This window comes from Citrobacter sp. wls716 (assembly GCF_005280975.1).
Lineage (GTDB): Bacteria > Pseudomonadota > Gammaproteobacteria > Enterobacterales > Enterobacteriaceae > Citrobacter > Citrobacter youngae.
Genome location: NZ_SZWX01000021.1, coordinates 267,998 through 294,625, shown reverse-complemented (window position 1 = coordinate 294,625; position 26,628 = coordinate 267,998). Strand labels below are relative to the sequence as shown.

Sequence of the window (26,628 nt, the reverse complement as noted above, 5' to 3'; positions counted from 1 at the left end):
TGTGTCAGGCTTAGTCTCTTCTGTTCGCCGTACTCTCTATCGTACATTATTTGATTTAGACACGCGCTCGGGGCGCCGTTTTGAAGGCATGTGCGCACTGTTCGCATTGCTGAGCGTGATTGTTATCTTCATTGAGTCTGGGGTCGGGACGCAATACCATTTAACCTATGATGAATGGCATATTTTTGTCTGGCTGGAAGTCTTTATTACGCTGGTCTTTACCATCGAATATCTGCTCAGATTGTGCTGCTGGGCCAATCCTGCAAAATATGTGTTTAGCTTCTGGGGAATTATCGATCTCGCGACAATTCTGCCACTGTATGTGATGTGGCTATGGCCGGAAATTAGTCTGAGTTATGTTTTCGCCTGGCGAGCGATGCGCGTGCTGCGTGTACTGCGAATACTCAAACTGCTGCGATTTATGCCGTCGCTGCGTGTGTTCTGGAGCGCAATTAAAAGTGCCCGTCATCAGTTGATGCTGTTTTATTCGTTTATTGCCATTCTGATGATTGTCTTTGGCGCCCTGATGTACCTGATTGAAGGCCCGAAATATGGTTTTACTACGCTGAATGCGTCGGTATATTGGGCAATCGTTACGGTTACAACTGTTGGCTATGGTGATATTACCCCGCATACACCGCTTGGCCGCATGGTTGCGTCAGTGCTGATCCTGATTGGTTATTCGGTTATCGCAATCCCGACAGGATTGATAACAACACATATGAGTAGTGCGTTTCAGCACCGGCAAAATCAGCGCAAATGTCCACAGTGCCAACAAAGCCAGCATGAGCACAGCGCGCAATTTTGTAATCGTTGCGGAAGTAAATTGCCTGACTAGAAATAAAAAAAGCTGCGAGAGCAGCTTTTTGTTTTCATTATTCACGCCAGAGGATGTGGCAGAGTTTATGATCTTTTTCGCGACATAACAGAACACGCGCAAAAATATCGTTAATCTCGCCGTCTTCTGAGTCTGCCAGACCAATCACCACTTCGGCGAAGAAGTCAGGATTCAGGTCAAAATCAACGTGCTCCTGCCAGTCTTGTGCAGGGTCGAATAACTCTGCACCGCCACGCTCTTCAAACTGCAAATTGAACAGAAGGATGTCGGCCGGATCGAGATTGTCCGCCGCCAGTTCGAGAAAAATGTCATAAGCCTGCTCGAGCGTTTCGTCTTCGGTCAGGCGGTTGTTCAAATCCATATCCATAATGACTACCTGTTTACTGTCTGATGGGCACGTTTTACAGCAACGGGCTAAAGAAGTAAAACAGTCGCTCAGCGATACGCTGCCAGAGTGGTCGTTTTACCCACAAACGTGCATCTAGCAGGCGGGAACGCGAAATATAATCATCCTGTACCGCAGCGAGGTCACCGCCGAATCCGGCATCGTCAATTACTAGTGTTATCTCAAAATTCAGCCACAGGCTGCGCATATCCAGGTTAACAGTACCGACCAGACTCAATTCGCCATCGACCAGCACGCTCTTGGTATGTAACAACCCACCTTCGAACTGGTAGATTTTCACGCCTGCCGCCAGCAACTCGGTGAAAAAAGCCCGGCTTGCCCAGCCAACCAGCATCGAGTCATTCTTGCGTGGAAGAATGATGCTGACATCTACACCACGCTGCGCTGCCGTACAGATGGCGTGCAGCAGATCGTCACTGGGGACGAAGTAGGGGGTGGTCATGATTAAATATTCACGAGCAGAATATGCGGCGGTCAATAAGGCCTGATGGATCAAGTCTTCAGGGAAGCCAGGACCGGAGGCAATAGTGTGAATGGTGTGCCCGCTGGCCTGCTCAAACGGCATGATGTTGACATCGGGAGGCGGCGGTAAAATACGTTTACCGGTTTCAATTTCCCAGTCGCATGAGTAGACGATGCCCATAGCGGTGGCTACCGGGCCTTCCATTCTTGCCATTAAATCAACCCATTGCCCAACGCCTGCATCTTGTTTGAAGAAGCGCGGATCGACCATGTTCATGCTGCCGGTATACGCAATGTAGTTGTCGATCATGATCATTTTACGATGCTGACGCAGGTCCATACGGCGTAAAAATACACGCATCAGGTTCACCTTCAGCGCTTCTACAACCTCGATACCTGCGTTACGCATCATCGCCGCCCAAGGGCTGCGGAAGAACGCCACGCTGCCGGCGGAGTCCAGCATCAGGCGACAGTGAATGCCACGCCTCGCGGCAGCCATTAACGACTCGGCTACCTGATCGGCCATACCGCCAGGTTGCCAGATGTAGAACACCATCTCAATGTTGTGACGTGCCAGCTGAATATCACGGATTAACGCCTGCATCACGTCATCAGAGTTGGTGAGAAGCTGTAGCTGATTGCCCTTAACGCCGGCAATGCCCTGGCGACGCTCGCATAACTTAAATAATGAGGAGGCAACGCTGCTGTTTTCTTGCGCGAATATATGTTTGCAGGCTTTGAGATCGTTCAGCCATTTGGCTGTTGATGGCCACATCGCTCTGGCGCGCTCGGCGCGGCGTTTGCCCAGGTGGAGTTCACCAAAGGACAGATAAGCAATGATCCCTACCAATGGCAGTATATAGATGATCAAAAGCCAGGCCATTGCGGAGGGTACTGCGCGTCGCTTCATCAGAATGCGTAACGTTACGCCAGCAATGAGTACCCAGTAACCCAGAATGACCAGCCAACTCACCACGGTGTAGAAGGTTGTCATAAAATTAAAAATCCTTTTGAAAGCGTATTGTTAAGAGTTTACGCATCAGGAGTCATCTGGCAAATAAAAACACGGGAAAACCACTGGTCTGCATGCGGTCTGGGGGTATAATGCCCGCTCTGTGACTGGAAGAGTAGTTAACATGAAGCGTAGTAGAACGGAAGTGGGACGCTGGCGGATGCTGCGTCAGGCTAGCCGCCGTAAAGCACGTTGGCTTGAAGGGCAATCGCGCCGTAACATGCGTATCCACTCCATCAGAAAATGCATTCTCAATCATCAACGAAATTCGTTGCTGTTTGCGATCTACAGCATTTGATCCAAAAAGGGCACCGTTGCGGTGCCCAATGTATTCCTGTCCGTTCTGTTTCTTAAAATACTTTTTTGTACGGTTTGACCGAAACTTGCGCATAAACGCCTGCAGCTACATACGGGTCGGCATCTGCCCACGCCTGCGCTGCCTCTAAAGATTCAAATTCCGCAATCACCGTCGATCCGGTAAATCCCGCCGCACCCGGATCGTTACTGTCGACAGCTGGCATGGGGCCCGCCGTCAGTAGACGACCTTCATCATGGAGGAGTTGCAGACGGGCCAGGTGAGCAGGGCGCACGGAAAGACGTTTCTCGAGAGAATCTGCGATATCTTGAGCATAAATAACATACAGCACGGGTAGAGCTCCTTGATCGGTAAAAGTCGCGTTTACGTTATTGGAAAGCCCTGGCAACTGCAACGTAAAGATAATAGCTTTGTTAAGGCCATATTAAGATAATGGTTTTTTTACATGAAATTGCGTTTTAAATGCGGCTTACTGTCATGGGCTTATTGAATATGATTGCTATTTGCATTTAAAATCGAGGCCTGGTTTTATAACTGAAACGATTATGACTGCAATGACCCTTGATTTACCTCGTCGCTTTCCCTGGCCGACGTTACTTTCCGTCGGCATTCACGGCGCTGTAGTGGCGGGTCTGCTGTATACCTCGGTACATCAGGTTATTGAACTGCCTGCACCCGCGCAGCCGATCTCCATCACGATGGTCGCACCTGCCGATCTTGAGCCACCTCAGGCAGTTCAACCACCGCCGCAGCCTGTCGTTGAGCCTGAACCGGAACCTGAACCGATACCGGAACCGCCAAAAGAGGCGCCGGTGGTGATTGAGAAACCGAAACCTAAACCAAAACCGAAGCCAAAACCGGTGAAAAAGGTTGAAGAGCAGCCCAAACGTGACGTGAAACCGGTTGAGTCGCGTCCAGTATCGCCGTTTGAGAACACGGCGCCTGCTCGTTCGGCAACGACCAGCACCGCGCCGGCAACCAGTAAACCTGCGGTTAGCGCACCGTCTGGGCCACGCGCCTTAAGTCGTAATCAGCCACAGTATCCGGCGCGCGCGCAGGCTTTGCGCATTGAAGGTCGGGTGAAGGTCAAGTTTGATGTGACATCAGATGGCCGTGTGGAGAATGTTGAAGTGCTTTCCGCACAGCCTGCCAACATGTTTGAGCGTGAAGTGAAAAATGCGATGCGCAGATGGCGTTACGAAGCGGGCAAACCGGGATCTGGCCTGGTGGTGAATATCGTATTCCGTCTGAACGGTACGGCGCAGATTGAGTAACTGGCGTGCCGGAGTCGGCGTCAGGCTTTCTCCGGCAAGCAGGTCTGATAACGGTGTCAACGCGGTTATCAGACCTGTGTTGGTATCGGACGAGGTTTACCGTCTTTATCTACAGCGACGTAGATAAACAGGGCTTCAGTGGCTTTGTAACGCTGGCCAATAGGTTCCGAAGCGACTTTCTTCACCCAGACTTCAATATTAATGCTGATTGACGTCGTCCCGCGTTTTACGCAGCGTGCGTAGCAACAGACCACATCACCCACGGCAACCGGGCGCAAAAAGCTCATTCCTTCCACTCGCACCGTCACCACGCGGCCATGTGCGATCTCTTTGGCCTGAATAGCGCCACCAATATCCATCTGTGACATCAGCCAGCCGCCAAAAATATCACCGTTAGCATTGGTATCGGCAGGCATGGCCAGAGTGCGTAAAACCAGTTCACCCTGGGGGGTGTTATTCGTTGTTGTCATTGTAGAACCGACTGTAGAGAAAGATTACAGGCGGGATGCTACTAGAATTTACGAGCGGAGAACAGAGGGGATGCAGCGCGCGGAGGGGATGTAAGCCAGCTTGTCTGCCACGAAGAGCGTGGGTGGGTAAAAATTCGCCAGATCCGCAGATCTGGCGAACACTTATTACGATTTATCTTCCTGCGGCAGATGGCGGTAGATATAGATTCCGCTCAGCAACGTGAAGAATAAGGTCAGGGCGGTTAATCCGAACACTTTGAAGTTGACCCAAATGTTCTGCGGCAGCCAAAACGCAATGTAGATATTGGCCAGTCCACACAGGATGAAGAAGACGGCCCAGGCCAGATTTAGCTTCGACCATACCGGCTGCGGCAGCGTCAGCTCTTTTCCTAACATGCGCTGAATCAACGGTTTTTTCATCACCCACTGGCTAACCAGCAGTGCACCGGCAAACAGTCCGTAAATCACCGTAACCTTCCACTTAATGAATTCATCGTTGTGGAAGAAAATAGTCAGGCCACCGAAGACAGCAACCAGAACAAAGGTGATTAACGCCATCTTCTCGACTTTGCGATAGCGAACCCAACTGTAAATCAACACCACAGCTGTTGCGACAATAAGCGCCGAGGTCGCCGCGTAGATGTCGTAAAGCTTATAAAAAGCAAAAAAGACAACCAGCGGTAAAAAATCAAGAAACTGCTTCATTCTTCGAGTCCGTAATCAAAAAGCATTGGGTAACACACCCGGCATGCGTTCAGGGTTTATTGACGAATCAGCATATACAGGCGGAACAAATAGATCAGCAGCACAGCAGAGATCATATTGCTCAGCGTATTCGCCAATACCGCGCCTACGTTTGGCGTTAGTACTGCAAAACTTGGCGCAAAAAGCAACAGCAGCGTTTTTGCCAGTAACCAACCGATTACTGCCGGCGCTACCAGTCGCATATTAGACCACGCCAGACGCATACTGTTGCGCATAGCGGCAAAGACGCCCATTTTATCCTGCACGACCATCACCGGCGCGAGGGCCAGCAAGATAGCCAACAGAATACCAGGTACGACAACCAGCATAATACCGACCTGTACCAGCAGGGTAGTCAGAAAAATCAGAATAAACAATTTAGGTAATACCGGCGCGCTGGCGCCAATGGCGCGTAATGCGCTAACCCGATGACCCGCCGAAATCAATTGAATCATCAGGATGATGCCTCCTGCAAGGATGGCATTACCAATCAGCCCTGAAAACGTCGATGCTGCAGAAGCGCGTAGCAAAATTTGCTGCTGCTCCGGCGTCATATTCTGTACCAGATCGAACAGGCCCACACTGCTGGTTAGCTGATCCCCTTCGCTCAGTTGCGCGATTTGCGCGTCGCTGGGAGAAAAGGCATGCCCTAGCACCACTGTGATAAACGCGCACAATAACGATACCAGCAAGATGGTAATGAATTGATTACGGAAAAAGTTTCCCGTGTCACGGTAAACGGATTTCGCCGTGATAGACATGCACTCTCCTTGAGTTTTGCAGGTGTTCATTTGCGCGCAATTGTACCCTGGATAACTCTACAGTGGCAGCATCGTACGATGTATGGAAAGGCATATCTTTGTAAAGCTCCGGTAATTTTTGGCCAGGACTTCAGCATCTTGTAACATCGTTGTTTGTTCTCTGTGCATCACGTTCAAATAACCAACGCTTTGTGTTGGCGCTAAAGGTACTTGCATAGTGAAAATATATCAAAATTGATCTGAATTAATTTAACCAGGATTTTGAATGCAAGTTCTAACTTAATCTGGATCAATAAATGTTAAATTATCAAACTCAATGTGATCCAGGTTAGATCACTTATTACTCCATTGTGGGTATATTCGTTCCGCTTTTATAACCATAACGATGGAGCGGACATGAAAAAATTAACAGTTGCAGCATTGGCTTTAACAACTCTTCTCTCTGGTAACGCATTTGCGCATGAGGCCGGAGAGTTCTTTATTCGAGCAGGCTCGGCTACCGTCAGACCGACGGAAGGCGCGGGTGGTACGCTGGGAAGCCTGGGTGGCTTTGATGTCAGCAACAATACGCAGTTGGGCCTGACATTCACCTATATGGCAACCGACAATATTGGCGTTGAATTACTGGCAGCCACGCCGTTTCGCCATAAGATAGGCACCGGGGCAACCGGTGATATTGCCACCGTTCATCATTTACCGCCGACGTTAATGGCGCAGTGGTACTTTGGCGATTCCAGCAGCAAACTGCGTCCTTACGTTGGCGTGGGTGTGAACTACACGACTTTCTTCGATGAAGGTTTTAACAACAACGGGAAAGAAGCAGGTTTATCCGATCTGAGCCTGAAAGACTCCTGGGGTGCAGCAGGACAGGTCGGTATGGACTATCTGATCAACCGCGACTGGCTGATTAACATGTCAGTCTGGTACATGGATATCGACACCACCGCGAGCTATAAAATGGGTGGCGTCCAGCAGCGTGACAGCGTACGCCTCGATCCGTGGGTGTTTATGTTCTCTGCGGGTTATCGTTTTTAAGTCAATGATTCCAGTCTGATAGGCTGGTCGTTTCGCGGCCAGCTTTTTCTCCTCTCTTTTTCCCTTCCCGACTTTCTCCCCTTCGATGTAATGCTACTCTTTAAGCAAACTGGCTTTGAGGGTATTGACGATGATATTGACCCGTCAGCTTTTACAACAAAAAATTTCCCTTATGGAAGCATCCATAGACGATGATACAACAGAGTTTGCCGTGTATGCTGCGCGCGAATTATTGAATTACATGAGCAGGGTGGAAGCCCTGGAAAAGGTCATCGCCACACAAATCACACTACCTTACTGCAGCGCCAGCCCGGTTTGCGAGATTGAAGCGGGCTATGCCGCAGGCGTGAGCGACTGCCGTGAGGCCATCCGTCGGGCAGGGTATCCGATTGAAGGTGATGATTAGTTTGCATTTGTGTTAACAAAAATGTGCTTTTATTGTATAAGTCTGTAACTTTCGTGCACGAGTGCGCTTCTTATTTCAACTCATTAGTCTCTGGATGGTTAACATCTTTATCCATATACAACGCTGTTATGCAACAACATAAACGGGTAACCGGTTTGGTAATACTGTTAACTATCGGGGTGGACTCGTGAAGATTGTGCAGGATAAGCTCCGAAACAGGCAGGCTCTGCTGGTATCCGGGCTCATTACGTTGGTATTTACCTCGCTGTTTCTGTTTATCATTTATGAACAGCGTATGGCGACCGCCAGTGAAGGCGTGAGCCGCCTGCAAGCTCACATGTTGGACATTTTTAACGATAATGAACTAATTGCCGATGCGATTGGCGAGCGTTACTACCACATCAAAACCGGCGAACAGTGTGGTGTTATGGCGCAGTTTGTTCCGCGAAATAAAGATGAATGGGGAATTAACGCCGACCCAAAGCGGGTTCATTCCGCGACAGGGACGATTATTGCTCAGCAACCCAGCCATAATGCGCTGTGTATGTATACTGCGGCGGAGTTCATTCGTGGAATGGTTAATGAGCTAAATCCAGGCAGCTTCGATGCGCATCGTTACATTATCGCCAGCCATTCAGATTATTTTTACTGGTTTATGGCTTCCGACTCGCGCAATTTCAGTTTTTCTGACTCCGAAATGGCGATGGATATTACGCAGTTTTTCTATCCGCCCGTCGATTTCTATACCCGGTTGCTGCAAAAAAATGTCAAAAATAAAGCTCTCAGTTCAACAAACTTCTATACCGATAAAATTACCGGTGAAAAAGCCTACAGCGTGGTGAGCTATATCTACGATCTGTCGGGTAAAGAGATATCAGACCAAATCGTTGCCTATCTGGTCTATGATCATTCGAAACCCGAGCTGCAGGAAGCGTTGGCCGAGGCGTTTGATAATCAAATTCTTCCCGGATTGAACGTGGAGTTAGTGAATTTAACCAACAAAGAGAGCCTTTGTTTATCCGGCAAATGTGCGGGACAATCCAGCTATTTGGTGCGCAATTTCTCAGAAAAATATGCGCTGCACTATTCGCTGTCATTAGGCCGTTTTATGGCGCGCGATACGCAAGCCGGCATTGTTATTCTGCTGGCGCCGTTCTTTTTCATCATGATTACTTTCTCGCTAAAATCATGGCTGAATGAAAGCGACCTGAAAGTTTATATTGATACGCTGACCGGCTGCTTTAATCGCCGAATTCTCGACATCATCAAGCGCAGGGATTTATCACATTGCTCGGTAGTGCTACTGGATTGCAATAAGTTCAAGGCCGTCAATGATACCTGGGGGCATGCTGCTGGGGACCGTGCGCTGCAAATTATCGCCAACAGAATGTTGTCTAACACCCGTACCAGCCACGATCTTGTGATCCGCACCGGCGGAGATGAATTTATGATCCTGCTGTTTCGCTCTCAGGCCAGTGATGCTATCGCGATTGCGCAGCGTATAAGCGGACAGGTGACCAGCCATGTATTTGTGGTGGACGGCAACACTATACCCTTGTCAGTGTCGTGGGGGATTGCAGAGGTGAAGGGGGAGCTGGATGCGGCAATCCAGAATGCGGATACTGCCATGTACAAAATGAAGCAGGCCAGGGAGTAAAACCGCCAGAAGTCACTGGCGGTTTAATTAGCTTACTGTTGGGTGGCGGCTTTCATCGCGCTGACAAACGCTTTCAGCTCAGCCAGCATTTGCTCTGGTGCTGCAACATTTTTCTCAATGATTTTGACAATCGCCGATCCGGAAATAGCCCCCGCAGCACCTGCTTCAATGGCGCCTGTCACCTGTTCCGGTGCAGAGATACCAAAGCCCTGTAAAGAAGGCGGGGCATTGAATTCTTTCAGCTTTTCGACCAGATGATGCAACGGTAACGCCGCACGATTTTCGGCACCCGTAACGCCTGCGCGTGACAATAAATAGGTATAACCGCGGCCATGAGCGGCAATCTGACGCAGCAGTTCTTCGTCAGCGTTAGGCGGGCAAATGAAAATTGGCGCTACATTATGACGTAATGCGGCCGTTCTGAATGGCGCAGACTCTTCAACCGGCACATCGGCGACTAATACCGAATCTACGCCGACCTTCTCACACTGTGCGTAAAATTCGTCAATACCCTTGCTGAACACCAGGTTGGCATACATCAGTAAACCAATTGGAATGGTTGGGTGTTTTTGCCGAATCAACGCCAACATTTCAAAACATTGTGACGGCGTGACGCCTGCCGCGAACGCACGTAATGTCGCTTCCTGAATGGTTGGGCCGTCGGCCAGCGGGTCGGAGAACGGAATACCCAGCTCAAGCGCATCGGCACCCGCTTCGATCAGCGTATCAATGATTTTCAGTGACTGTTCAACAGAGGGATCGCCCAGGGTCACGAAGGGGACAAAAGCGCCTTCTTTGCGGTCCTTCAGCTGTGCAAACAGGTTTTCGTAACGTTCCATCAGATTTCCCCTCGCGCTTTCAGAATATCGTGTACGGTGAAAATGTCTTTGTCGCCGCGACCGGAGAGATTAACCACCAGTAACTGCTCTTTTTCCGGATTTTCACGCATCATTTTCAACGCGTGCGCCAGGGCATGGGAGGACTCCAGCGCCGGGATAATCCCCTCGTGCAGACACAGCGTTTTGAAGGCTTCCAGTGCTTCATCATCAGTAATCGATACATAGTCAGCACGTCCGATACTGTTCAGATAAGCGTGCTGTGGCCCGACTGACGGGAAGTCCAGTCCGGCGGAAATAGAGTAAGACTCTTCAATCTGTCCTTCTTCGGTTTGCATCATCGGGGACTTCATGCCGAAGTAAATCCCGACACGACCATGTTTCAACGGCGCGCCGTGTTCCCCAGACTCAATCCCGTGACCGCCTGGCTCTACGCCAATCAGCCCGACGCTGGTTTCATTAATAAAGTCGGCGAACATACCGATGGCGTTAGAACCGCCGCCCACGCAGGCGATCACGGCGTCCGGCAGGCGACCCTCTTTTTCGAGGATCTGCGCTTTGGTTTCTTCACCGATCATGCGCTGGAATTCACGTACAATGGTCGGGAAGGGGTGCGGACCTGCCGCCGTACCGAGCATATAGTGCGCAGTGTCATAGCTGCCAGACCAGTCGCGCAGCGCTTCATTACAGGCATCTTTCAGCGTCGCGGAACCGCTGTGAACCGGGATCACTTCAGCGCCCATCAGACGCATACGGAAAACGTTAGGCGACTGGCGTTCAACGTCTTTCGCACCCATATAAATACGGCACTTTAAACCCAGCAAGGCGCTGGCAAGGGCAGACGCCACACCATGCTGACCCGCGCCGGTTTCGGCGATGATCTCGGTTTTACCCATACGCTTCGCCAGCAACGCCTGGCCCAGCACCTGGTTGGTTTTGTGCGCGCCGCCGTGCAGCAAATCTTCACGTTTAAGGTACAACGTGGTGCTGGTGCCTTGAGTAATGTTCTGGCATTTGGTCAGCGCAGTTGGGCGACCAGCATAGTTTTTCAGCAGGTCTGTAAACTGTGCCTGAAACTCAGGGTCTTTTTGTGCACTGACGAACGCTTCTTCCAGTTGGCGCAGCGCAGGCATCAGAATCTGTGGCACATACATACCGCCAAATTCACCAAAATACGGATTGAGTAATGTTGTCATGTCCTTTTCCTTAATATGCGCGCAGCGTCTGAAAGACTGAAGCCAGAAGACGCGCATCTTTGATGCCCGGCTGTGACTCTACGCCAGAATTGAAATCGAGCCCGGCACAGCCGGTTTTAGCCGCGTCGACGCAGTTATCTGCACCGAGTCCGCCAGCGAGTAAAACGTTATCCAGCGATTGTCCGCCTAAGAGTGACCAGTCGAAGCGTTGCCCGCTACCACCCTGACCGTTGTCGAAAACGTATTTATCGACATGCTGGTAATCACGGGCTGGCAATGTCTCGCTGACGCTTAGCGCCTTCCAGATTTGCACCTGCGCGGGTAGCACATTGCGCAGAGCATCAATATAGGCCTGATCTTCGCTTCCATGTAGTTGTACGGCGGCCAGCGACAGTGCGGTGACTTTTTCGCGGACGTCTGCGATGTCGGTGTTACGGAACACGCCTACATACTGTAGCGGCGCACCCGTCATAACGTCTCGCGCCTGCTCAACGCTGACAGCGCGTGGTGAGGTCGGGACAAAAATTACGCCGCCATAAATGGCCCCAGATTCGTACGCTGCTTTTGCATCCTGTGCACGAGTCAGTCCGCAGACTTTATTTTCGCCAAGCAAAACACGACGAACGGCGGCGTGAAGATCATCATGGGACATCAGCGCAGAGCCTATCAGAAATCCGTTGGCGAAATGGCTGAGTTCGCGAACCTGACCATAAGTGTTGATCCCGGATTCGCTGATGACGGTGACGCCATGACCCAAACGTGGTGCAAGCTGGCGAGTACGGTTGAGGTCAATCGACAGGTCACGCAAATCACGGTTGTTAATACCGACGACTTTCGCCCCCAGCGCAATGGCGCGCTCCAGCTCTTCTTCATTGCTAACCTCGGTCAGCACGCCCATTTTCAGGCTGTGGGCGACGGCGGCGAGCTGACGATACTGTTCATCATCTAAAACCGACAACATCAGCAGGCAGGCGTCCGCCTGGTAGAAACGTGCCAGATAAATCTGGTAAGGATCGATAATAAAGTCTTTACACAGGATCGGCTGTGGTGCGATGCGACTGACGATGGGCAGAAAATCAAAGCTACCCTGAAAATATTTCTCGTCCGTTAGCACGGAAATTGCTGACGCATAATGTTTGTATACTCCCGCAATCTGTGCCGGGTCGAAGTCATCACGAATTACGCCTTTTGACGGAGAGGCTTTTTTGCACTCCAGAATAAAAGCGGTGCGTGTCCCTTGCAGCGCATCGTAGAAATCACGCGTGCTGGGTTGAACATCATTTTGAAAGCTGGTCAGCGGTTGTTGCTGTTTGCGGGCTTCTACCCAAATCGCCTTGTCAGCGACAATTTTCGCTAAAACGGTTTGCATCATTTACCCTCTCGCTGCCAGTGCAGTAACACGGTCGTAAGCCGCACCGCTGCGCAGCACATTAATCACGGTTTGCGCGTTGGCTTTTAAGTCTTCTTCACCGTGCAGGCGCATTAACATGGCGACATTCGCGGCAACAGCAGCCTCATGAGCGGCCTCACCTTTACCTTGTAACAAGCGACTCAGAATGTCACGGTTTTCTTCCGGCGTGCCGCCAGCCAACTGTTCCTGATGATATGGCGTCAGGCCAAAGTCTTCCGCCGTTAGCTGGTAGCTCTTGATTTCACCGTCGTGCAGCTCTGCCACAATGGTCGGTGCATGCAGCGAAACTTCGTCCATGCCACCACTGTGCACTACGGCTGCTCGCTGATAGCCGAGCACGCGCAGCGTTTCGGCAATCGGCAGCACCAGCTCCGGGCTGTAAACGCCGATCAGCGCAAGCGGCGGATGTGCCGGGTTAATCAACGGGCCGAGCACGTTAAACAGCGTGCGGGTTTTCAACTGCTGGCGTACCGGCATGGCATGGCGAAAACCGGTGTGGTATTTTGGCGCAAACAGAAAGCACACGCCGAGATCGTCAAGCGCCTGGCGGGATTTATCGGCGTTCATATCCAGATTGATGCCAAATGCCGCTAACAGATCCGAAGAACCCGATTTGCTGGAAACGCTGCGGTTACCGTGTTTGGCAACTTTCAGTCCGCAAGCCGCTGCAACAAAGGCGCTGGCGGTAGAAATATTGATGCTGTTGCTGCCGTCGCCGCCGGTACCGACAATATCGGCGAACAGATAATCAGGGCGCGGGAACGGGGCTGCGTTTTCCAGCAGCGCGGTTGCCGCACCGGCAATTTCATTCGGGTGTTCGCCACGAATTTTCATGCTCACCAGCGCCGCAGCCAGTTGCTCCGGCTTCAGTTCACCGCGGACCACGGCAGAGAACAGCTGGTGGCTTTCCTGCTGAGACAGCGTCTGAGCCTGATACAGTTTCTCCAGAATGGGTTGCAGCGTATTGGTTTGTTCAAGCTTCTGTTGCGCCCAGGCCAGCGTTTGCTCCAGCAGACGCGCACCCTGGGTGGTCAGAATGGACTCCGGATGGAACTGGAAGCCGCAGACGCGATCGGTATCGTGACGCACCGCCATCACCATGCCGTTAAAGTGGGCGTTAATGGTTAATCCTGCCGGAACGTTGCTGCCAACCAGCGAATGATAGCGTGCCACCGGCAGCGGATTCGCCAGACCAGCAAACATTGCCTGACCGTCGTGTTCAATGCTGGACGCTTTGCCGTGCAGGATTTCTCCAGCCTGGCCCACATATCCACCATAGGCCTCAACAATCGCCTGATGACCCAGACAGATGCCAATGATCGGCAGCTTGCCGCGCAGGCGGGTTAACAGTTCAGGCATGCAGCCCGCTTCACTGGGTGCGCCAGGCCCTGGAGAAAGCATCAGCACCGGATTTTTCATCGTCGCTAAACGGTCAATTAACGTCTGGGCCGGGATATGGTTACGGTAAATCACCACGTTGTGACCGTTAGTGCGCAGCTGATCTGCCAGGTTGTAGGTAAATGAGTCGATGTTATCGAGCAGCAGAATGTCAGCCATCAGAAAGTCTCCTGTGCGTGGTGTGCGGTAGCGATAGCACGCAGAACCGCACGCGCTTTATTACGGGTTTCATCGGCTTCAGACTGCGGAACAGAATCCAGAACAATCCCGGCACCGGCTTGTACGGTAGCAATACCGTCTTCCACGAGGGCGGAACGAATCACAATACAGGTATCCAGATCGCCATGGGCGGTGAAGTAACCTACGGCACCGCCATAGCTTCCACGGCGTCGACCTTCGGCCTCGGCGATAAGCTGCATAGCGCGAACTTTCGGCGCGCCGCTCAGCGTGCCCATGTTCATACAGGCGCGGTAAGCATGCAGCACATCCAGATCGCTACGTAATTCGCCGACCACGCGCGAAACCAGGTGCATAACGAAGGAGTAACGATCCACTTTGGTGAGATCCGCAACGTAGCGGCTACCCGGCGTACAGATGCGCGCCAGGTCGTTACGCGCCAGGTCAACCAGCATCAGGTGCTCTGAAAGCTCTTTATGGTCGGTACGCATCTCCAGCTCGATACGGCTGTCGAGATCGCGGTCAAGCGTTCCGTCTGCACGACGACCGCGTGGGCGGGTCCCGGCAATCGGGTAAATTTCAATCTGGCGGCTGGTGGCATCGTATTTCAACGAGCTTTCCGGCGATGCGCCGAACAGTGTGAACTCGTTGTCCTGCATGAAAAACATGTACGGGCTGGGGTTGCTTTTCTTCAGCACATAGTAGGCTGCCAGCGGCGACGGGCAGGGCAGCGAGAAACGACGAGATGGAACCACCTGGAAGATTTCGCCCGCGCGAATCGCTTTTTGCATGCCACGTACTACGGCGCCGAACTCTTCATCGCTCTGATTGCATTCGCAGCGCATCTGCGGGACTTCAGTGACGGGCAGCGGCGGCGCAGGTTCGGTAAGCTGTTGGCTCAACTGTGCCAGGCGGGCGTTCAGTCGTAGTTTTTCTTCGTCATTTGGCGTAAAGATGCTGGCCTGAATGCGGGTGCTTTTTTTCTGGTGGTCGATAACCATCAGCGTTTCTGCCAGATAGAAGCAGTAGTCCGGGCACTGGTTACCCGCCTCAAGCTGGGGTAAATCTTCAAATCCGGCAACCAGGTCGTAGGAAAACAGACCGCCGAAGAACATCGCTTCACGTTCCTGCGCCGGAACATTAACCAGTTCCTGCAGTAAACGGAACGCATCAAATACAGAAAGGGAACATAAGCGGGCATCTTCATCCAGCAGCGGGCTTACGCTGGGGAATGTCAACTGACGAGCATTCGGCTGTTTATCGTTGTCAACGCCCGCGGGCAGGGCGGCGTCCAGCAGGGGCAGCAGCGATGCGCCATTCGCCGACAGTGCCTGAATAGTGACAGTGTCACCCAGGGCGGTAATGCGCAATGCGCTGTCGACCAGCAGCAGGCTCTTGAGATCGTCCTTGCTGTCGATATCGGCGGATTCCAGCAGCAGCGTTGCCGGTCGTGCGCCACACACCTGATGAAACAGCGCCGTCGGGTTCTCACGGTAGGCGGCATCGCAGGCGAGCAGTTCAAGTGTTGGTTTTTGTGTTTGCATCGTTATTCTCATTAATTTTGTTCAAAAAAAAGCCCGCTCATTTGGCGGGCCGGGTATCTGGTTGCATATTGCAGACGTAAGACACTGCCCGAAATCAGGAAGTGCGCCACCAACCGTGCAGGATAAATGTTGCTTTCATCTCAGATACCTTCTTCATGTGAACTTGCGTACTAGTTAACTAGTTCGGTGGAATAAAGTCAACACCTGATTTCAGTATATTTGTCGAAACCGTTATGATGGGCGTGTTACGACATTTATTGAAACGGGAGCCGCCTTGAGCGACACGAATTACGCAGTGATTTATGACCTGCACAGCCATACTACTGCTTCTGATGGGCGATTAACGCCAGAAGCCTTAGTACACCGTGCGGTAGAGATGCGAGTCGGTACACTGGCGATCACAGATCATGACACCACGGCGGGCATTGCGGCGGCAAGAGAAGAAATTTCACGTTCAGGTTTAGCGTTAAATTTGATCTCTGGCGTTGAGATATCAACGGTCTGGGAAAACCATGAGATCCATATAGTGGGTCTGAACATTGATATCGCGCATCCAGTGATGTGCGACTTTCTGGCGCAACAGACGGAACGTCGCCAGCAGCGCGCGCGCCTGATTGCTGAACGGCTCGACAAAGCGCACATTCCCGGCGCATGGGAAGGGGCTCTACGACTGGCTGATGGCGGGGCGGTTACGCGGGGGCATTTTGCGCGTTTCCTGGTGGAATGTGGCAAAGCCACAACCATGGCGGATGTCTTTAAAAAATATCTTGCTCGTGGGAAAACCGGTTACGTTCCGCCACAGTGGTGTACAATAGAACAAGCTATTGATGTCATTCATCATTCTGGCGGTAAGGCAGTTCTGGCTCATCCAGGTCGGTACGATCTTAGCGCTAAGTGGCTGAAAAGACTGGTTGCGCATTTTGCTGAGCACCGCGGTGACGCGATGGAGGTGGCACAGTGCCAGCAGTCTCCCAATGAACGCACCCATCTGGCGACGCTTGCGCGTCAGCATCAACTGTGGGCATCGCAAGGGTCTGATTTTCATCTACCCTGCCCATGGATTGAACTGGGGCGTAAACTCTGGTTGCCCGCAGGCGTAGAAGGCGTCTGGCAACTTTGGGAGCAGCCCGAGACCACAGAGAGGAAAGTATGAGCCAGTTTTTTTATATTCATCCCGAAAACCCGCAGCAGCGACTGATTAACCAGGCCGTTGATATCGTGCGGAAAGGTGGGGTGATTGTCTATCCAACCGATTCCGGCTATGCGTTGGGGTGTAAAATTGAAGATAAAGGCGCAATGGAGCGCATTTGCCGCATCCGTCACCTGCCGGACGGGCACAACTTTACGCTGATGTGCCGTGACCTGTCCGAATTGTCGACCTATTCGTTTGTCGACAACGTGGCCTTCCGTTTGATCAAAAACAACACGCCGGGCAACTACACCTTCATCCTGAAGGGGACGAAAGAGGTTCCGCGCCGCTTGTTGCAGGAAAAACGTAAGACTATCGGCCTTCGTGTACCCTCGAACCCAATTGCACTGGCGCTGCTTGAAGCGCTGGGCGAGCCGATGCTCTCCACATCACTGATGCTGCCGGGCAGTGATTTTACTGAGTCAGATCCGGAAGAAATTAAAGACCGTCTGGAGAAACAGGTGGATTTGATTATCCATGGTGGATATCTTGGCCAACAGCCGACCACGGTCATCGATTTAACCGACGATTCCCCGGTGGTATTGCGCGAAGGTGTTGGTGACGTTAAACCTTTCTTATAAGGGCGCGAACCGCTATACTACGCGGCCTTAAAATGGCGCTGACTGGCGCCGTTGATTCTCCTGTTCGACGCCTGTGAAGGCGACACCTAAAGGAAGCTCTATGAGCGAAAAGTTACAAAAAGTGCTGGCGCGTGCTGGCCACGGTTCTCGCCGTGAAATTGAATCCATAATTGCCGCGGGTCGCGTGAGCGTTGATGGCAAAATTGCCACGCTCGGCGATCGCGTTGAAGTGACGCCGGGTCTGAAAATCCGTATCGACGGTCATCTGATTTCGGTGAAAGAATCTGCAGAACAAATCTGCCGCGTTCTGGCTTATTACAAGCCGGAAGGTGAACTGTGTACCCGTAACGACCCGGAAGGTCGTCCGACCGTATTTGATCGCCTGCCAAAACTGCGCGACGCGCGCTGGATTGCTGTAGGTCGTCTGGACGTGAACACCTGTGGTCTGCTGCTGTTTACTACTGATGGTGAACTGGCGAACCGTCTGATGCACCCGAGCCGTGAAGTTGAACGCGAGTACGCGGTGCGAGTATTCGGTCAGGTTGACGATGCTAAACTGCGTGATCTGAGCCGTGGCGTACAGTTGGAAGATGGTCCGGCTGCGTTTAAAACGATCAAGTTCAGCGGTGGTGAAGGGATTAACCAGTGGTATAACGTCACGCTGACTGAAGGCCGCAACCGCGAGGTTCGCCGTCTGTGGGAAGCGGTAGGTGTGCAGGTAAGCCGTCTGATCCGTGTACGCTACGGTGATATCCCGCTGCCGAAAGGCCTGCCGCGTGGTGGCTGGACAGAGCTTGATCTTGCTCAGACCAACTATCTGCGTGAACTGGTGGAACTGAAGCCAGAAACGACCTCTAAAGTGGCCGTCGAGAAAGATCGTCGCCGCATGAAGGCGAATCAGATCCGCCGTGCGGTGAAACGTCACTCTCAGGTCGGCAGCAGCCGTCGCCCGGGCGGACGCAGCAACAACGGTTAATCATGACCAGGCCTGATAAGCAAAGCGCCATCGGGCGTTAGCGTGGAGCCGGATGCGGCGCAAGCGCCTTATCCGGCCTGCTGTTAGTAATCAATCCCCATTTGGGCTTTAATGCCCGCCTCAAAAGCATGCTTGACCGGACGCAACTCGCTGACCGTGTCGGCTAACTCCAGAATATCGCGATGGCATCCTCGACCAGTAATAATGACCGTCTGCTGGGCTGGGCGCGCGTTTAAGGCGTTGATCACCTCTTCAAGCGGTAGGTAGTCGTAGGCCACCATATACGTCAGTTCATCCAGCACAACCATATCCAGCTCAGGATCGGTCAACATTCGCTTACCGTGTTCCCATACGGCCAGACAGGCAGCGGTGTCAGCTTCACGATTCTGTGTTTCCCAGGTAAACCCGGTCGCCATCACCTGAAATTCTACACCATGAGGTTCGAGCAGGTTTCTTTCGCCGTTTGGCCATGTACCTTTAATGAACTGCACTACACCGACTTTTTTGCCGTGGCCCACCGCGCGAGTCGCTGTACCGAACGCAGCTGTAGTTTTACCTTTACCATTACCGGTAAAAACGATGATAATTCCGCGCTCGTCCCTGGCGGCCGCAACACGCGCGTCAACCCGGTCTTTTACGCGCTGCTGGCGCTGCTGATAGCGTTCTTCACTCATTGGGCAATTCCTGGTTTACGGCCCGGCTGGGCATCAAAAGTCATACCGGTTTTACGGCGGCTGTCATCGCCCATCAGCCACAGGTAAAGCGGCATAATATCGGCGGGGGTTTTGAGTTTTTGCGGATCTTCCGTCGGGAATGCGCTGGCACGCATGCCGGTACGCGTGCCGCCTGGATTAATGCAATTTACGCGCAGATGACGATTCTGGTATTCGTCTGCCAGTACCTGCATCATTCCTTCAGTAGCAAATTTCGAGGTGGCGTACGCTCCCCAGTTAGCCCGTCCCTGACGACCGACGCTGGAGGAGGTGAAGACCAGCGATCCTGAATCTGATTTGAGTAACAGCGGCAGCAATGCCTGAGTCAACATAAATGTCGCGTTGACATTGACCTGCATGACATCCTGCCATACCTGCGGGTTTTGTTCGCTCATCGGGCAGATATCGCCCAGCAATCCGGCATTATGCAGTACGCCATCCAGACGTGGGAAATGCGCGGCAATACGCTGCGCGAGCTGGTGGCATTCGTCAGTAGTGCAGGTGAGCAGATCCAGCGTGAACCATTGTGGTTGTGTTCCGTTTTCATCGGCGACGGCGCGGGCAACCTGACGCAATTTTTCTTCATTACGTCCAAGCAGGATAACGGTCGCGCCGTAGCGTGCATAGGTAAGCGCGGCTTCACGCCCGATGCCATCACTGGCTCCGGTGACCAGAATAATGCGATCCTGTAACAGGTCTTGTTTAGGTTGGTAATGCACGGCTACTCCTCGGCGACGTCTGGCCATCTCGTTCGCGATAACTTTTCGGCTTTATGCCTTAAACACTGGTGTTTTTCAATCAGCCAAAGGTAATAACACCGCAAAATGAACACTTTGTCATGCTTTTTGCTGATTCAGCATCGGATGGATGAAGCAAGACGGGTTTACACGCCTGTTGTACACTGAGCGAAAGTAGCGTTGTTTAACCAAGGTGGGTCTCGTGGAATTGTTGTCTGAATATGGGCTGTTTTTGGCAAAAATTGTCACTGTTGTGGTGGCTATTGCGGTGATTGTCATGCTGATTGTAAACGCGACACAACGTAAGCGTCAGCGGGGTGAACTACGCGTTATTAATCTTAGCGATCAATATAAAGAGATGAAGGAAGATCTGTCGATGGCATTGTTGGATAGTCATCAGCAGAAGTTATGGCATAAAGCGCAGAAAAAGAAGCACAAGCTGGAGGCCAAAACCGCCAAAGCCAAAGCAAAACTGGGGGACAGTTCGTCATCAGAAAAACCTCGCGTCTGGGTGCTTGATTTTAAGGGCAGTATGGACGCCCACGAGGTCAGCGCATTACGAGAAGAGGTCACGGCGGTACTGGCAGTGGTGAAACCGCAAGATCAGGTGGTTGTGCGTCTGGAAAGCCCCGGCGGTGTGGTACATGGTTATGGACTGGCTGCGTCCCAGTTACAACGCCTGCGCGATAAGCAGATCCCGCTAACCGTCACGGTAGATAAAGTCGCTGCCAGCGGCGGATATATGATGGCCTGCGTGGCGGATAAAATTGTCTCAGCGCCGTTTGCCATTGTCGGCTCTATTGGCGTCGTCGCGCAGATCCCAAACTTTAACCGTTTCCTGAAAAGCAAGGATATTGATATCGAACTGCACACGGCAGGACAGTACAAACGCACGCTGACACTGCTTGGTGAAAACACGGAAGAAGGGCGACAGAAATTCCGTGAAGATTTGAATGAAACCCATCATCTGTTTAAAGATTTTGTGCAGCGTATGCGTCCAACTCTGGACATCGAACAGGTTGCTACAGGTGAACACTGGTTCGGGCAACAGGCGCTGGCAAACGGGTTGGTCGATGAGATCAATACCAGTGACGAAGTGATTCTGGGGTTGATGGATGGCCGTGAAGTGCTGAACGTCCGCTATATGCAGCGTAAAAAACTGATGGACCGTTTCACTGGCAGCGCGGCAGAAAGTGCAGACCGCTTACTCATGCGTTGGTGGCTGCGGGGACAGAAGCCCCTGATGTAAAATTGCAATTGCCGGATGGCGATGCTCACGCATCTTATCCGGCCTACAGGTTCAGAGCATCGTAGGCCGGAGAAGGCAGCGCCGCCATCCGGCAAATGATTTCTCGCGTTAATCGATCAAGTGATACTTTTCAGAAAGTACGTGCGCCAGGTGTTTAAACATATTAAACACAGCCGTACTTTTGGGCGTCGGCAGCCCTTGCTCGTCTAAAAAGTAATCTCCGCTGAAAACCAGCACACCATTTCGCTGCGTAACACCGGTGGCGACAATCCCCGCCAGCGTGTCCTCATGCTCACGAATGATTTTGTTGGCTTCAATCAGCAGTGTTTCGCGATCGATGGGTTGAGTGTCTTTATGCATGATTTACTCCTTAAACAAGGACATTAGTCTACGCCGAGCCCGCCTTATGGGCAAATATTCCCTGACACAAATGAAGGTTTTACGACGGTGTTACAACTAGCGAGATTTGTTTTTGCATGCTAATAAAGTTGCGTAACGCATTTTATCAGGTACAGTGTGACGCTTTCGTCAATCTGGCAACAGATTTGCTTGACATTCGACCAATACTCCGTCGCGCCATAGCGTTTGCGTGTGAAAAAGCCTGTTAACTCAGTTATATGAGCGTTACATTACAAGCGCGAATCAGTTTAAGGGGTTGATATCCGCCGACACAGAGACCATATCGATGTCTCGTCGCCAGTGGAAGGTGAATCAACGTGCGACGCATTCTGGAAGAATCAAATTAGGTAAAGGTGAATATGGGTAAAGCTCTTGTCATCGTTGAGTCCCCGGCAAAAGCCAAAACGATCAACAAGTATCTGGGTAATGACTACGTGGTGAAATCCAGCGTCGGTCATATCCGTGATTTGCCGACTAGTGGCTCAGCAACTAAAAAGAGCGCCGACTCAACCTCCACCAAAACGGCTAAAAAGCCCAAAAAGGATGAACGTGGCGCTCTCGTCAACCGCATGGGCGTTGACCCGTGGCACAACTGGGATGCGCGCTATGAAGTGCTGCCTGGTAAAGAGAAAGTTGTCTCTGAACTGAAACAACTGGCTGAAAAAGCCGACCACATCTATCTCGCAACCGACCTTGACCGCGAAGGGGAAGCCATTGCCTGGCACCTGCGGGAAGTTATCGGTGGCGACGACACCCGCTACAGCCGCGTGGTGTTTAACGAAATTACTAAAAATGCTATTCGTCAGGCGTTTGAAAAACCGGGCGAGCTGAACATCGACCGCGTTAATGCGCAACAGGCGCGTCGCTTTATGGACCGCGTTGTCGGCTATATGGTGTCGCCGCTGCTGTGGAAAAAAATTGCCCGTGGCCTGTCTGCTGGCCGCGTACAGTCGGTTGCCGTGCGTCTGGTGGTTGAGCGTGAACGCGAAATCAAGGCATTTGTACCCGAAGAGTTCTGGGAAATTGATGCCAATACCACGACGCCAGGCGGCGACGCGTTACCGCTCGAAGTGACGCATCAGAACGATAAACCGTTCCGTCCGGTTAATCGCGAGCAAACACTCGCGGCAGTAAGCCTGCTGGAAAAAGCGCGCTACAGCGTTCTGGAACGTGAAGATAAGCCGACCAGCAGCAAGCCGGGCGCGCCGTTCATCACCTCCACGCTACAGCAGGCCGCCAGCACGCGTCTCGGCTTTGGTGTGAAGAAAACCATGATGATGGCGCAGCGCTTGTATGAAGCGGGTTACATCACTTACATGCGTACTGACTCAACCAACCTGAGCCAGGATGCAGTGACTATGGTTCGCGATTACATCAGCGATAATTTTGGTAAAAAATATCTGCCGGAGAGCGCGAACCAGTACGCCAGCAAAGAGAACTCGCAGGAAGCGCACGAAGCTATCCGTCCTTCCGATGTCGCCGTACAGGCGGAATCGCTGAAAGATATGGAGGCCGATGCGCAAAAACTGTATCAGCTGATCTGGCGCCAGTTTGTTGCCTGTCAGATGACCCCTGCTAAATATGATTCCACCACGCTCACCGTGGGTGCGGGTGATTTCCGTCTGAAGGCGCGCGGTCGTATTCTGCGCTTCGATGGCTGGACGAAAGTGATGCCAGCGTTGCGTAAGGGCGATGAAGATCGCATCTTACCGGCGGTGGACAAAGGCGATACGTTGACGCTTATCGAACTGACGCCAGCACAGCACTTTACTAAACCGCCTGCGCGCTTTAGTGAAGCTTCGCTGGTTAAAGAGCTTGAAAAGCGTGGCATTGGTCGTCCATCTACCTATGCGTCGATCATTTCTACGATTCAGGATCGCGGTTACGTTCGCGTTGAGAACCGTCGCTTCTACGCTGAAAAAATGGGTGAAATTGTCACCGATCGTCTGGAAGAAAACTTCCGCGAGTTGATGAACTACGATTTCACCGCGCAGATGGAAGACAGCCTTGACCAGGTGGCGAACCACGAAGCCGAGTGGAAAGGTGTGCTCGACAACTTCTTCAGCGATTTTACTCAGCAACTGGGTAAAGCCGAGAAAGATCCTGAAGAAGGCGGTATGCGTCCGAACCAGATGGTGCTGACCAGCATTGATTGCCCGACCTGCGGACGCAAGATGGGTATTCGTACCGCCAGCACCGGCGTTTTCCTTGGTTGCTCCGGCTACGCACTTTCTCCGAAAGAGCGTTGCAAAACCACCATTAACCTGGTGCCGGAAAACGAAGTGCTGAACGTGCTGGAAGGGGATGACGCGGAAACTAACGCTTTGCGCGCGAAACGTCGCTGCCAGAAGTGTGGTACGGCGATGGACAGCTATCTCATCGATCCAAAACGTAAGCTGCATGTCTGTGGTAACAACCCGACCTGCGATGGTTACGAAATCGAAGAGGGCGAGTTCCGCATTAAGGGTTATGACGGTCCTGTCGTTGAGTGCGAGAAATGTGGTTCTGAAATGCACCTGAAAATGGGGCGTTTCGGTAAATACATGGCATGCACTAACGACGAGTGTAAAAACACCCGTAAGATCCTGCGTAACGGCGAAGTGGCTCCGCCGAAAGAAGATCCTGTTCCGTTGCCGGAACTGCCGTGTGAAAAATCGGACGCGTATTTCGTGTTGCGTGATGGTGCAGCAGGTATTTTCCTGGCTGCGAACACCTTCCCGAAATCACGTGAAACCCGTGCGCCGTTAGTGGAAGAGTTGTATCGCTTCCGCGATCGTCTGCCGGAAAAACTGCGCTATCTGGCCGATGCGCCGCAGACGGACCCCGATGGTAATAAGTCGATGGTTCGCTTTAGCCGTAAAACTAAGCAGCAGTATGTCGCTGCGGAAAAAGACGGTAAAGCAACCGGGTGGTCTGCATTTTTCGTTGATGGCAAATGGGTAGAAGGGAAGAAATAACAGCATTCCGGCTGAATTTCTCCTCAAAGGGTCGCGTAAGCGGCCCTTTTTGTTTCTGGCGTATTATTTTTTGTCATCCCTATACAGCGTACATAGAAATGATATAGTGGTTATAGTTGGCAGGCTTTTTATTATTAAATCGTATTAGCAGCGCGTGTGAGTCTGCTTTTAAACGATGTTCTGATGGCATAATTCTGGATGGCTTAACATGAAATTACAGCAGCTTCGCTATATCGTTGAGGTGGTAAATCACAACCTTAATGTCTCCTCAACGGCCGAAGGACTCTATACCTCCCAGCCAGGGATCAGTAAGCAAGTTCGTATGCTGGAAGATGAGCTTGGCATCCAGATTTTTGCCCGTAGCGGTAAGCACCTGACGCAGGTGACTCCGGCAGGGCAGGAAGTTATTCGTATTGCCCGCGAAGTCTTGTCTAAAGTGGATGCTATTAAGTCGGTTGCAGGTGAACATACCTGGCCCGACAAAGGCTCGTTGTATATCGCCACCACGCACACCCAGGCGCGTTACGCGCTGCCCAACGTGATTAAAGGTTTTATTGAGCGTTATCCTCGCGTCTCGTTGCATATGCATCAGGGATCGCCGACGCAAATTGCCGAGGCCGTTTCGAAAGGGAATGCTGATTTTGCCATCGCGACGGAAGCACTGCATTTGTACGATGATCTGGTGATGCTGCCATGCTATCACTGGAACCGTTCGATTGTTGTTACGCCAGACCATCCGTTGGCAGGCAAAGCCTCCGTATCCATTGAAGAGCTGGCGCAGTATCCGCTGGTGACCTACACGTTTGGATTTACCGGACGCTCGGAGTTGGACACTGCGTTCAACCGTGCGGGTCTGGAGCCGCGTATTGTCTTTACCGCGACTGATGCCGATGTTATTAAGACCTATGTCCGACTGGGGCTGGGCGTGGGCGTGATTGCCAGCATGGCGGTAGATCCTATCTCTGATCCGGATCTGGTGCGTGTTGATGCTCATGATATTTTCAGTCACAGCACCACTAAAATTGGTTTTCGTCGCAGCACGTTTTTACGCAGCTACATGTATGATTTTATTCAGCGTTTCGCACCGCATCTGACACGCGATGTGGTGGATACGGCGGTGGCGTTGCGTTCCAACGATGATATTGAAGCTATGTTCAAAGATATTAAATTGCCAGAGAAATAATAACGGAAGTTGCCTCGTTGGTATCCTGGTTCTCCAGCCATACCAGCGGGGCGGTTGAATGTACTCATGATTTTTTATTTGTCTATTATCCCTATATTATTTATGGAAAATATTCTCCAAAGTAGTTTCAAATGAGTAACCCTGCCAAAATCCCTTTCAAATATTTATAACCGATCAAACAATTAAGTTATTTATAAAGCTGGGTTCGAAAATTATCTGGCTTTTTCAGGATGTTTTTATTAGGATTCCTCTTATCTGATGATTAATTGTACCGATTGTTTGGTGCCTAAATGATAAGTGATTTCGATAGTATGAGGTTAGCAATGCCTTCTGGAAACCAGCCTGCGCGCAGAGATCCCGCGATGAAACGTAAAGCATGGTTCATCGTGTTTCTGGGCTCCGCCGTGTTCTGGATCGTGGTTGCTCTGGTGGTCTGGAAAGTGTGGGGGTAATTGATGTCCACGCAGGAACAGCAGTCTACTGTTACACCTGCTCATCATAATAATGAGCAAGAGAATGAAACCGGTATAGAAAAAAAGCAGGATATTCCCGCTTCGTGGGATCTTTCACCTGAGCAACGGGCATTTATTGATCTGTTTATTGAAGATGGTAAGCAAGAACAATAAGCAATACGTTTTTTATAATAATAAGTATTAACATGCTTATTGAATTCAGTATGAATAATCACATCGCAATCGCAG

At 51.6% G+C, this 26,628-nt stretch carries 29 protein-coding genes, 1 pseudogene and 1 other annotated feature; of the genes and pseudogenes, 14 read left to right on the top strand and 16 right to left on the bottom strand.

All coding sequences use genetic code 11. The annotated features are described in order from the left end of the window. Position 1 precedes the first annotated feature (1 nt). On the top strand, positions 2-838 hold the full coding sequence (locus FDX24_RS04090) for an ion transporter (RefSeq protein ID WP_048211483.1): 837 nt from the start codon (positions 2-4) through the stop codon (positions 836-838). A gap of 37 nt (positions 839-875) precedes the next feature. On the opposite strand, the gene FDX24_RS04085 is transcribed toward FDX24_RS04090, so the two are convergent. Both FDX24_RS04085 and cls read right to left on the bottom strand, forming a co-directional pair. Further along, positions 876-1,205 (bottom strand): HI1450 family dsDNA-mimic protein, encoded by a 330-nt coding sequence (locus tag FDX24_RS04085; protein WP_040233211.1) that lies wholly within the window; start codon positions 1,203-1,205, stop codon positions 876-878. A gap of 34 nt (positions 1,206-1,239) precedes the next feature. Next, positions 1,240-2,700, bottom strand: a complete 1,461-nt coding sequence (gene cls, locus FDX24_RS04080; RefSeq protein ID WP_040233209.1) for a cardiolipin synthase — start codon at positions 2,698-2,700, stop codon at positions 1,240-1,242. Between the two features lie 142 nt (positions 2,701-2,842). Here cls and FDX24_RS04075 point away from each other — a divergent pair, with 142 nt between their 5' ends. Beyond that, positions 2,843-3,016: a YciY family protein gene (locus tag FDX24_RS04075; RefSeq protein ID WP_005126414.1), complete on the top strand. Its 174-nt coding sequence runs from the start codon at positions 2,843-2,845 to the stop codon at positions 3,014-3,016. Positions 3,017-3,068: 52 nt separating this feature from the next. Here the strand turns inward: FDX24_RS04075 and FDX24_RS04070 are convergent, their stop codons facing one another. Beyond that, the gene (locus tag FDX24_RS04070) at positions 3,069-3,365 is read right to left on the bottom strand and encodes a YciI family protein (RefSeq protein ID WP_048211485.1); all 297 of its coding nucleotides are present in this window, start codon (positions 3,363-3,365) and stop codon (positions 3,069-3,071) included. 223 nt (positions 3,366-3,588) lie between these two features. Here FDX24_RS04070 and tonB point away from each other — a divergent pair, with 223 nt between their 5' ends. After that, entirely contained in the window at positions 3,589-4,308 is a 720-nt protein-coding gene (gene tonB / locus FDX24_RS04065) for a TonB system transport protein TonB (RefSeq protein ID WP_048212575.1), read from the top strand. Positions 4,309-4,376: 68 nt separating this feature from the next. Here tonB and yciA read toward each other — a convergent pair whose 3' ends face one another. The 4 genes and pseudogenes from yciA to FDX24_RS23635 all read right to left on the bottom strand — a co-directional run. Further along, positions 4,377-4,778, bottom strand: coding sequence for an acyl-CoA thioester hydrolase YciA (yciA, locus tag FDX24_RS04060; RefSeq protein WP_048211486.1), 402 nt, complete (start codon positions 4,776-4,778; stop codon positions 4,377-4,379). A gap of 165 nt (positions 4,779-4,943) precedes the next feature. Continuing rightward, on the bottom strand, positions 4,944-5,483 hold the full coding sequence (locus tag FDX24_RS04055; RefSeq protein WP_005126421.1) for a septation protein A: 540 nt from the start codon (positions 5,481-5,483) through the stop codon (positions 4,944-4,946). A gap of 56 nt (positions 5,484-5,539) precedes the next feature. Then, a complete protein-coding gene (locus FDX24_RS04050; RefSeq protein ID WP_040233207.1) occupies positions 5,540-6,283 on the bottom strand; it encodes a YciC family protein in 744 nt (247 codons plus the stop codon). Positions 6,284-6,311: 28 nt separating this feature from the next. Further along, positions 6,312-6,398 (bottom strand): annotated as a pseudogene (locus FDX24_RS23635) (YkgJ family cysteine cluster protein); the annotation flags it as partial. A 281-nt stretch (positions 6,399-6,679) separates the two neighbouring features. On the opposite strand from FDX24_RS23635, the gene ompW reads away from it, so the two are divergent. The 3 genes from ompW (at position 6,680) to FDX24_RS04035 (ending at position 9,381) form a co-directional block, all read left to right on the top strand. Continuing rightward, entirely contained in the window at positions 6,680-7,318 is a 639-nt protein-coding gene (gene ompW / locus FDX24_RS04045; RefSeq protein ID WP_040233206.1) for an outer membrane protein OmpW, read from the top strand. 130 nt (positions 7,319-7,448) lie between these two features. Then, on the top strand, positions 7,449-7,724 hold the full coding sequence (locus FDX24_RS04040) for a hypothetical protein (protein WP_048211488.1): 276 nt from the start codon (positions 7,449-7,451) through the stop codon (positions 7,722-7,724). 187 nt (positions 7,725-7,911) lie between these two features. Next, on the top strand, positions 7,912-9,381 hold the full coding sequence (locus FDX24_RS04035; RefSeq protein ID WP_061068011.1) for a GGDEF domain-containing protein: 1,470 nt from the start codon (positions 7,912-7,914) through the stop codon (positions 9,379-9,381). Between the two features lie 32 nt (positions 9,382-9,413). Here FDX24_RS04035 and trpA read toward each other — a convergent pair whose 3' ends face one another. From trpA to trpL, 6 genes are all read right to left on the bottom strand, one after another. Then, positions 9,414-10,220, bottom strand: coding sequence for a tryptophan synthase subunit alpha (trpA, locus tag FDX24_RS04030; protein WP_048211489.1), 807 nt, complete (start codon positions 10,218-10,220; stop codon positions 9,414-9,416). After that, a complete protein-coding gene (trpB, locus tag FDX24_RS04025; protein ID WP_137363866.1) occupies positions 10,220-11,413 on the bottom strand; it encodes a tryptophan synthase subunit beta in 1,194 nt (397 codons plus the stop codon). The genes trpA and trpB overlap by 1 nt, the downstream gene beginning before the upstream one ends. 10 nt (positions 11,414-11,423) lie before the next feature. Next, a complete protein-coding gene (gene trpCF / locus FDX24_RS04020; RefSeq protein WP_048212577.1) occupies positions 11,424-12,782 on the bottom strand; it encodes a bifunctional indole-3-glycerol-phosphate synthase TrpC/phosphoribosylanthranilate isomerase TrpF in 1,359 nt (452 codons plus the stop codon). 3 nt (positions 12,783-12,785) lie between these two features. Continuing rightward, positions 12,786-14,381, bottom strand: a complete 1,596-nt coding sequence (gene trpD, locus FDX24_RS04015) for a bifunctional anthranilate synthase glutamate amidotransferase component TrpG/anthranilate phosphoribosyltransferase TrpD (protein ID WP_003020639.1) — start codon at positions 14,379-14,381, stop codon at positions 12,786-12,788. Then, complete coding sequence (locus FDX24_RS04010) at positions 14,381-15,943, bottom strand: anthranilate synthase component 1 (protein WP_121584716.1); 1,563 nt, start codon at positions 15,941-15,943, stop codon at positions 14,381-14,383. Before FDX24_RS04010 ends, trpD begins: the two co-directional genes overlap by 1 nt. Before the next feature lie 23 nt (positions 15,944-15,966). After that, positions 15,967-16,061 (bottom strand) — a sequence feature (Trp leader region). Then, entirely contained in the window at positions 16,038-16,082 is a 45-nt protein-coding gene (gene trpL, locus FDX24_RS04005) for a trp operon leader peptide (RefSeq protein WP_133087228.1), read from the bottom strand. It overlaps the preceding feature by 24 nt. A gap of 135 nt (positions 16,083-16,217) precedes the next feature. Between trpL and rnm the strand changes: the two genes are divergently transcribed. From rnm to rluB, 3 genes are all read left to right on the top strand, one after another. Further along, the gene (gene rnm / locus FDX24_RS04000; RefSeq protein ID WP_048211492.1) at positions 16,218-17,096 is read left to right on the top strand and encodes an RNase AM; all 879 of its coding nucleotides are present in this window, start codon (positions 16,218-16,220) and stop codon (positions 17,094-17,096) included. Beyond that, a complete protein-coding gene (locus tag FDX24_RS03995) occupies positions 17,093-17,713 on the top strand; it encodes an L-threonylcarbamoyladenylate synthase (RefSeq protein ID WP_061068009.1) in 621 nt (206 codons plus the stop codon). The genes rnm and FDX24_RS03995 overlap by 4 nt, the downstream gene beginning before the upstream one ends. Before the next feature lie 100 nt (positions 17,714-17,813). Continuing rightward, positions 17,814-18,689, top strand: a complete 876-nt coding sequence (gene rluB, locus FDX24_RS03990) for a 23S rRNA pseudouridine(2605) synthase RluB (protein WP_003020625.1) — start codon at positions 17,814-17,816, stop codon at positions 18,687-18,689. Positions 18,690-18,772: 83 nt separating this feature from the next. Here rluB and cobO read toward each other — a convergent pair whose 3' ends face one another. Both cobO and FDX24_RS03980 read right to left on the bottom strand, forming a co-directional pair. Next, the gene (cobO, locus tag FDX24_RS03985) at positions 18,773-19,363 is read right to left on the bottom strand and encodes a cob(I)yrinic acid a,c-diamide adenosyltransferase (RefSeq protein ID WP_061068008.1); all 591 of its coding nucleotides are present in this window, start codon (positions 19,361-19,363) and stop codon (positions 18,773-18,775) included. After that, on the bottom strand, positions 19,360-20,121 hold the full coding sequence (locus FDX24_RS03980) for a YciK family oxidoreductase (protein ID WP_048211496.1): 762 nt from the start codon (positions 20,119-20,121) through the stop codon (positions 19,360-19,362). Before FDX24_RS03980 ends, cobO begins: the two co-directional genes overlap by 4 nt. A 220-nt stretch (positions 20,122-20,341) precedes the next feature. Here FDX24_RS03980 and sohB point away from each other — a divergent pair, with 220 nt between their 5' ends. Continuing rightward, positions 20,342-21,388 carry a protease SohB gene (gene sohB / locus FDX24_RS03975; protein ID WP_137363865.1) on the top strand — a complete coding sequence of 349 codons (1,047 nt, stop codon included), beginning with the start codon at positions 20,342-20,344 and terminating at the stop codon, positions 21,386-21,388. A 108-nt stretch (positions 21,389-21,496) separates the two neighbouring features. On the opposite strand, the gene FDX24_RS03970 is transcribed toward sohB, so the two are convergent. Continuing rightward, the gene (locus FDX24_RS03970; protein ID WP_003020616.1) at positions 21,497-21,748 is read right to left on the bottom strand and encodes a YciN family protein; all 252 of its coding nucleotides are present in this window, start codon (positions 21,746-21,748) and stop codon (positions 21,497-21,499) included. Positions 21,749-22,146: 398 nt separating this feature from the next. Here FDX24_RS03970 and topA point away from each other — a divergent pair, with 398 nt between their 5' ends. From topA to FDX24_RS23395, 4 genes are all read left to right on the top strand, one after another. Beyond that, complete coding sequence (gene topA / locus FDX24_RS03965) at positions 22,147-24,744, top strand: type I DNA topoisomerase (RefSeq protein WP_137363864.1); 2,598 nt, start codon at positions 22,147-22,149, stop codon at positions 24,742-24,744. Between the two features lie 208 nt (positions 24,745-24,952). Continuing rightward, positions 24,953-25,927 (top strand): HTH-type transcriptional regulator CysB, encoded by a 975-nt coding sequence (cysB, locus tag FDX24_RS03960; RefSeq protein WP_005126442.1) that lies wholly within the window; start codon positions 24,953-24,955, stop codon positions 25,925-25,927. A gap of 311 nt (positions 25,928-26,238) precedes the next feature. Beyond that, a complete protein-coding gene (locus FDX24_RS03955; protein ID WP_213083770.1) occupies positions 26,239-26,379 on the top strand; it encodes a YmiA family putative membrane protein in 141 nt (46 codons plus the stop codon). 3 nt (positions 26,380-26,382) lie between these two features. Next, entirely contained in the window at positions 26,383-26,553 is a 171-nt protein-coding gene (locus FDX24_RS23395) for a hypothetical protein (protein ID WP_170973049.1), read from the top strand. Positions 26,554-26,628 lie beyond the last annotated feature (75 nt).

Bases quoted from the DNA above. Each gene is read 5' to 3' on its own strand.
- FDX24_RS04085 (WP_040233211.1), bottom strand. From the start codon at position 1,205: ATGGATATGGATTTGAACAACCGCCTGACCGAAGACGAAACGCTCGAG.
- cls (WP_040233209.1), bottom strand. From the start codon at position 2,700: ATGACAACCTTCTACACCGTGGTGAGTTGGCTGGTCATTCTGGGTTAC.
- FDX24_RS04075 (WP_005126414.1), top strand. From the start codon at position 2,843: ATGAAGCGTAGTAGAACGGAAGTGGGACGCTGGCGGATGCTGCGTCAG.
- tonB (WP_048212575.1), top strand. From the start codon at position 3,589: ATGACCCTTGATTTACCTCGTCGCTTTCCCTGGCCGACGTTACTTTCC.
- yciA (WP_048211486.1), bottom strand. From the start codon at position 4,778: ATGACAACAACGAATAACACCCCCCAGGGTGAACTGGTTTTACGCACT.
- FDX24_RS04055 (WP_005126421.1), bottom strand. From the start codon at position 5,483: ATGAAGCAGTTTCTTGATTTTTTACCGCTGGTTGTCTTTTTTGCTTTT.
- FDX24_RS04050 (WP_040233207.1), bottom strand. From the start codon at position 6,283: ATGTCTATCACGGCGAAATCCGTTTACCGTGACACGGGAAACTTTTTC.
- ompW (WP_040233206.1), top strand. From the start codon at position 6,680: ATGAAAAAATTAACAGTTGCAGCATTGGCTTTAACAACTCTTCTCTCT.
- FDX24_RS04040 (WP_048211488.1), top strand. From the start codon at position 7,449: ATGATATTGACCCGTCAGCTTTTACAACAAAAAATTTCCCTTATGGAA.
- trpA (WP_048211489.1), bottom strand. From the start codon at position 10,220: ATGGAACGTTACGAAAACCTGTTTGCACAGCTGAAGGACCGCAAAGAA.
- trpB (WP_137363866.1), bottom strand. From the start codon at position 11,413: ATGACAACATTACTCAATCCGTATTTTGGTGAATTTGGCGGTATGTAT.
- trpCF (WP_048212577.1), bottom strand. From the start codon at position 12,782: ATGCAAACCGTTTTAGCGAAAATTGTCGCTGACAAGGCGATTTGGGTA.
- trpD (WP_003020639.1), bottom strand. From the start codon at position 14,381: ATGGCTGACATTCTGCTGCTCGATAACATCGACTCATTTACCTACAAC.
- FDX24_RS04010 (WP_121584716.1), bottom strand. From the start codon at position 15,943: ATGCAAACACAAAAACCAACACTTGAACTGCTCGCCTGCGATGCCGCC.
- FDX24_RS03995 (WP_061068009.1), top strand. From the start codon at position 17,093: ATGAGCCAGTTTTTTTATATTCATCCCGAAAACCCGCAGCAGCGACTG.
- rluB (WP_003020625.1), top strand. From the start codon at position 17,814: ATGAGCGAAAAGTTACAAAAAGTGCTGGCGCGTGCTGGCCACGGTTCT.
- cobO (WP_061068008.1), bottom strand. From the start codon at position 19,363: ATGAGTGAAGAACGCTATCAGCAGCGCCAGCAGCGCGTAAAAGACCGG.
- FDX24_RS03970 (WP_003020616.1), bottom strand. From the start codon at position 21,748: ATGCATAAAGACACTCAACCCATCGATCGCGAAACACTGCTGATTGAA.
- topA (WP_137363864.1), top strand. From the start codon at position 22,147: ATGGGTAAAGCTCTTGTCATCGTTGAGTCCCCGGCAAAAGCCAAAACG.
- cysB (WP_005126442.1), top strand. From the start codon at position 24,953: ATGAAATTACAGCAGCTTCGCTATATCGTTGAGGTGGTAAATCACAAC.
- FDX24_RS03955 (WP_213083770.1), top strand. From the start codon at position 26,239: ATGAGGTTAGCAATGCCTTCTGGAAACCAGCCTGCGCGCAGAGATCCC.
- FDX24_RS23395 (WP_170973049.1), top strand. From the start codon at position 26,383: ATGTCCACGCAGGAACAGCAGTCTACTGTTACACCTGCTCATCATAAT.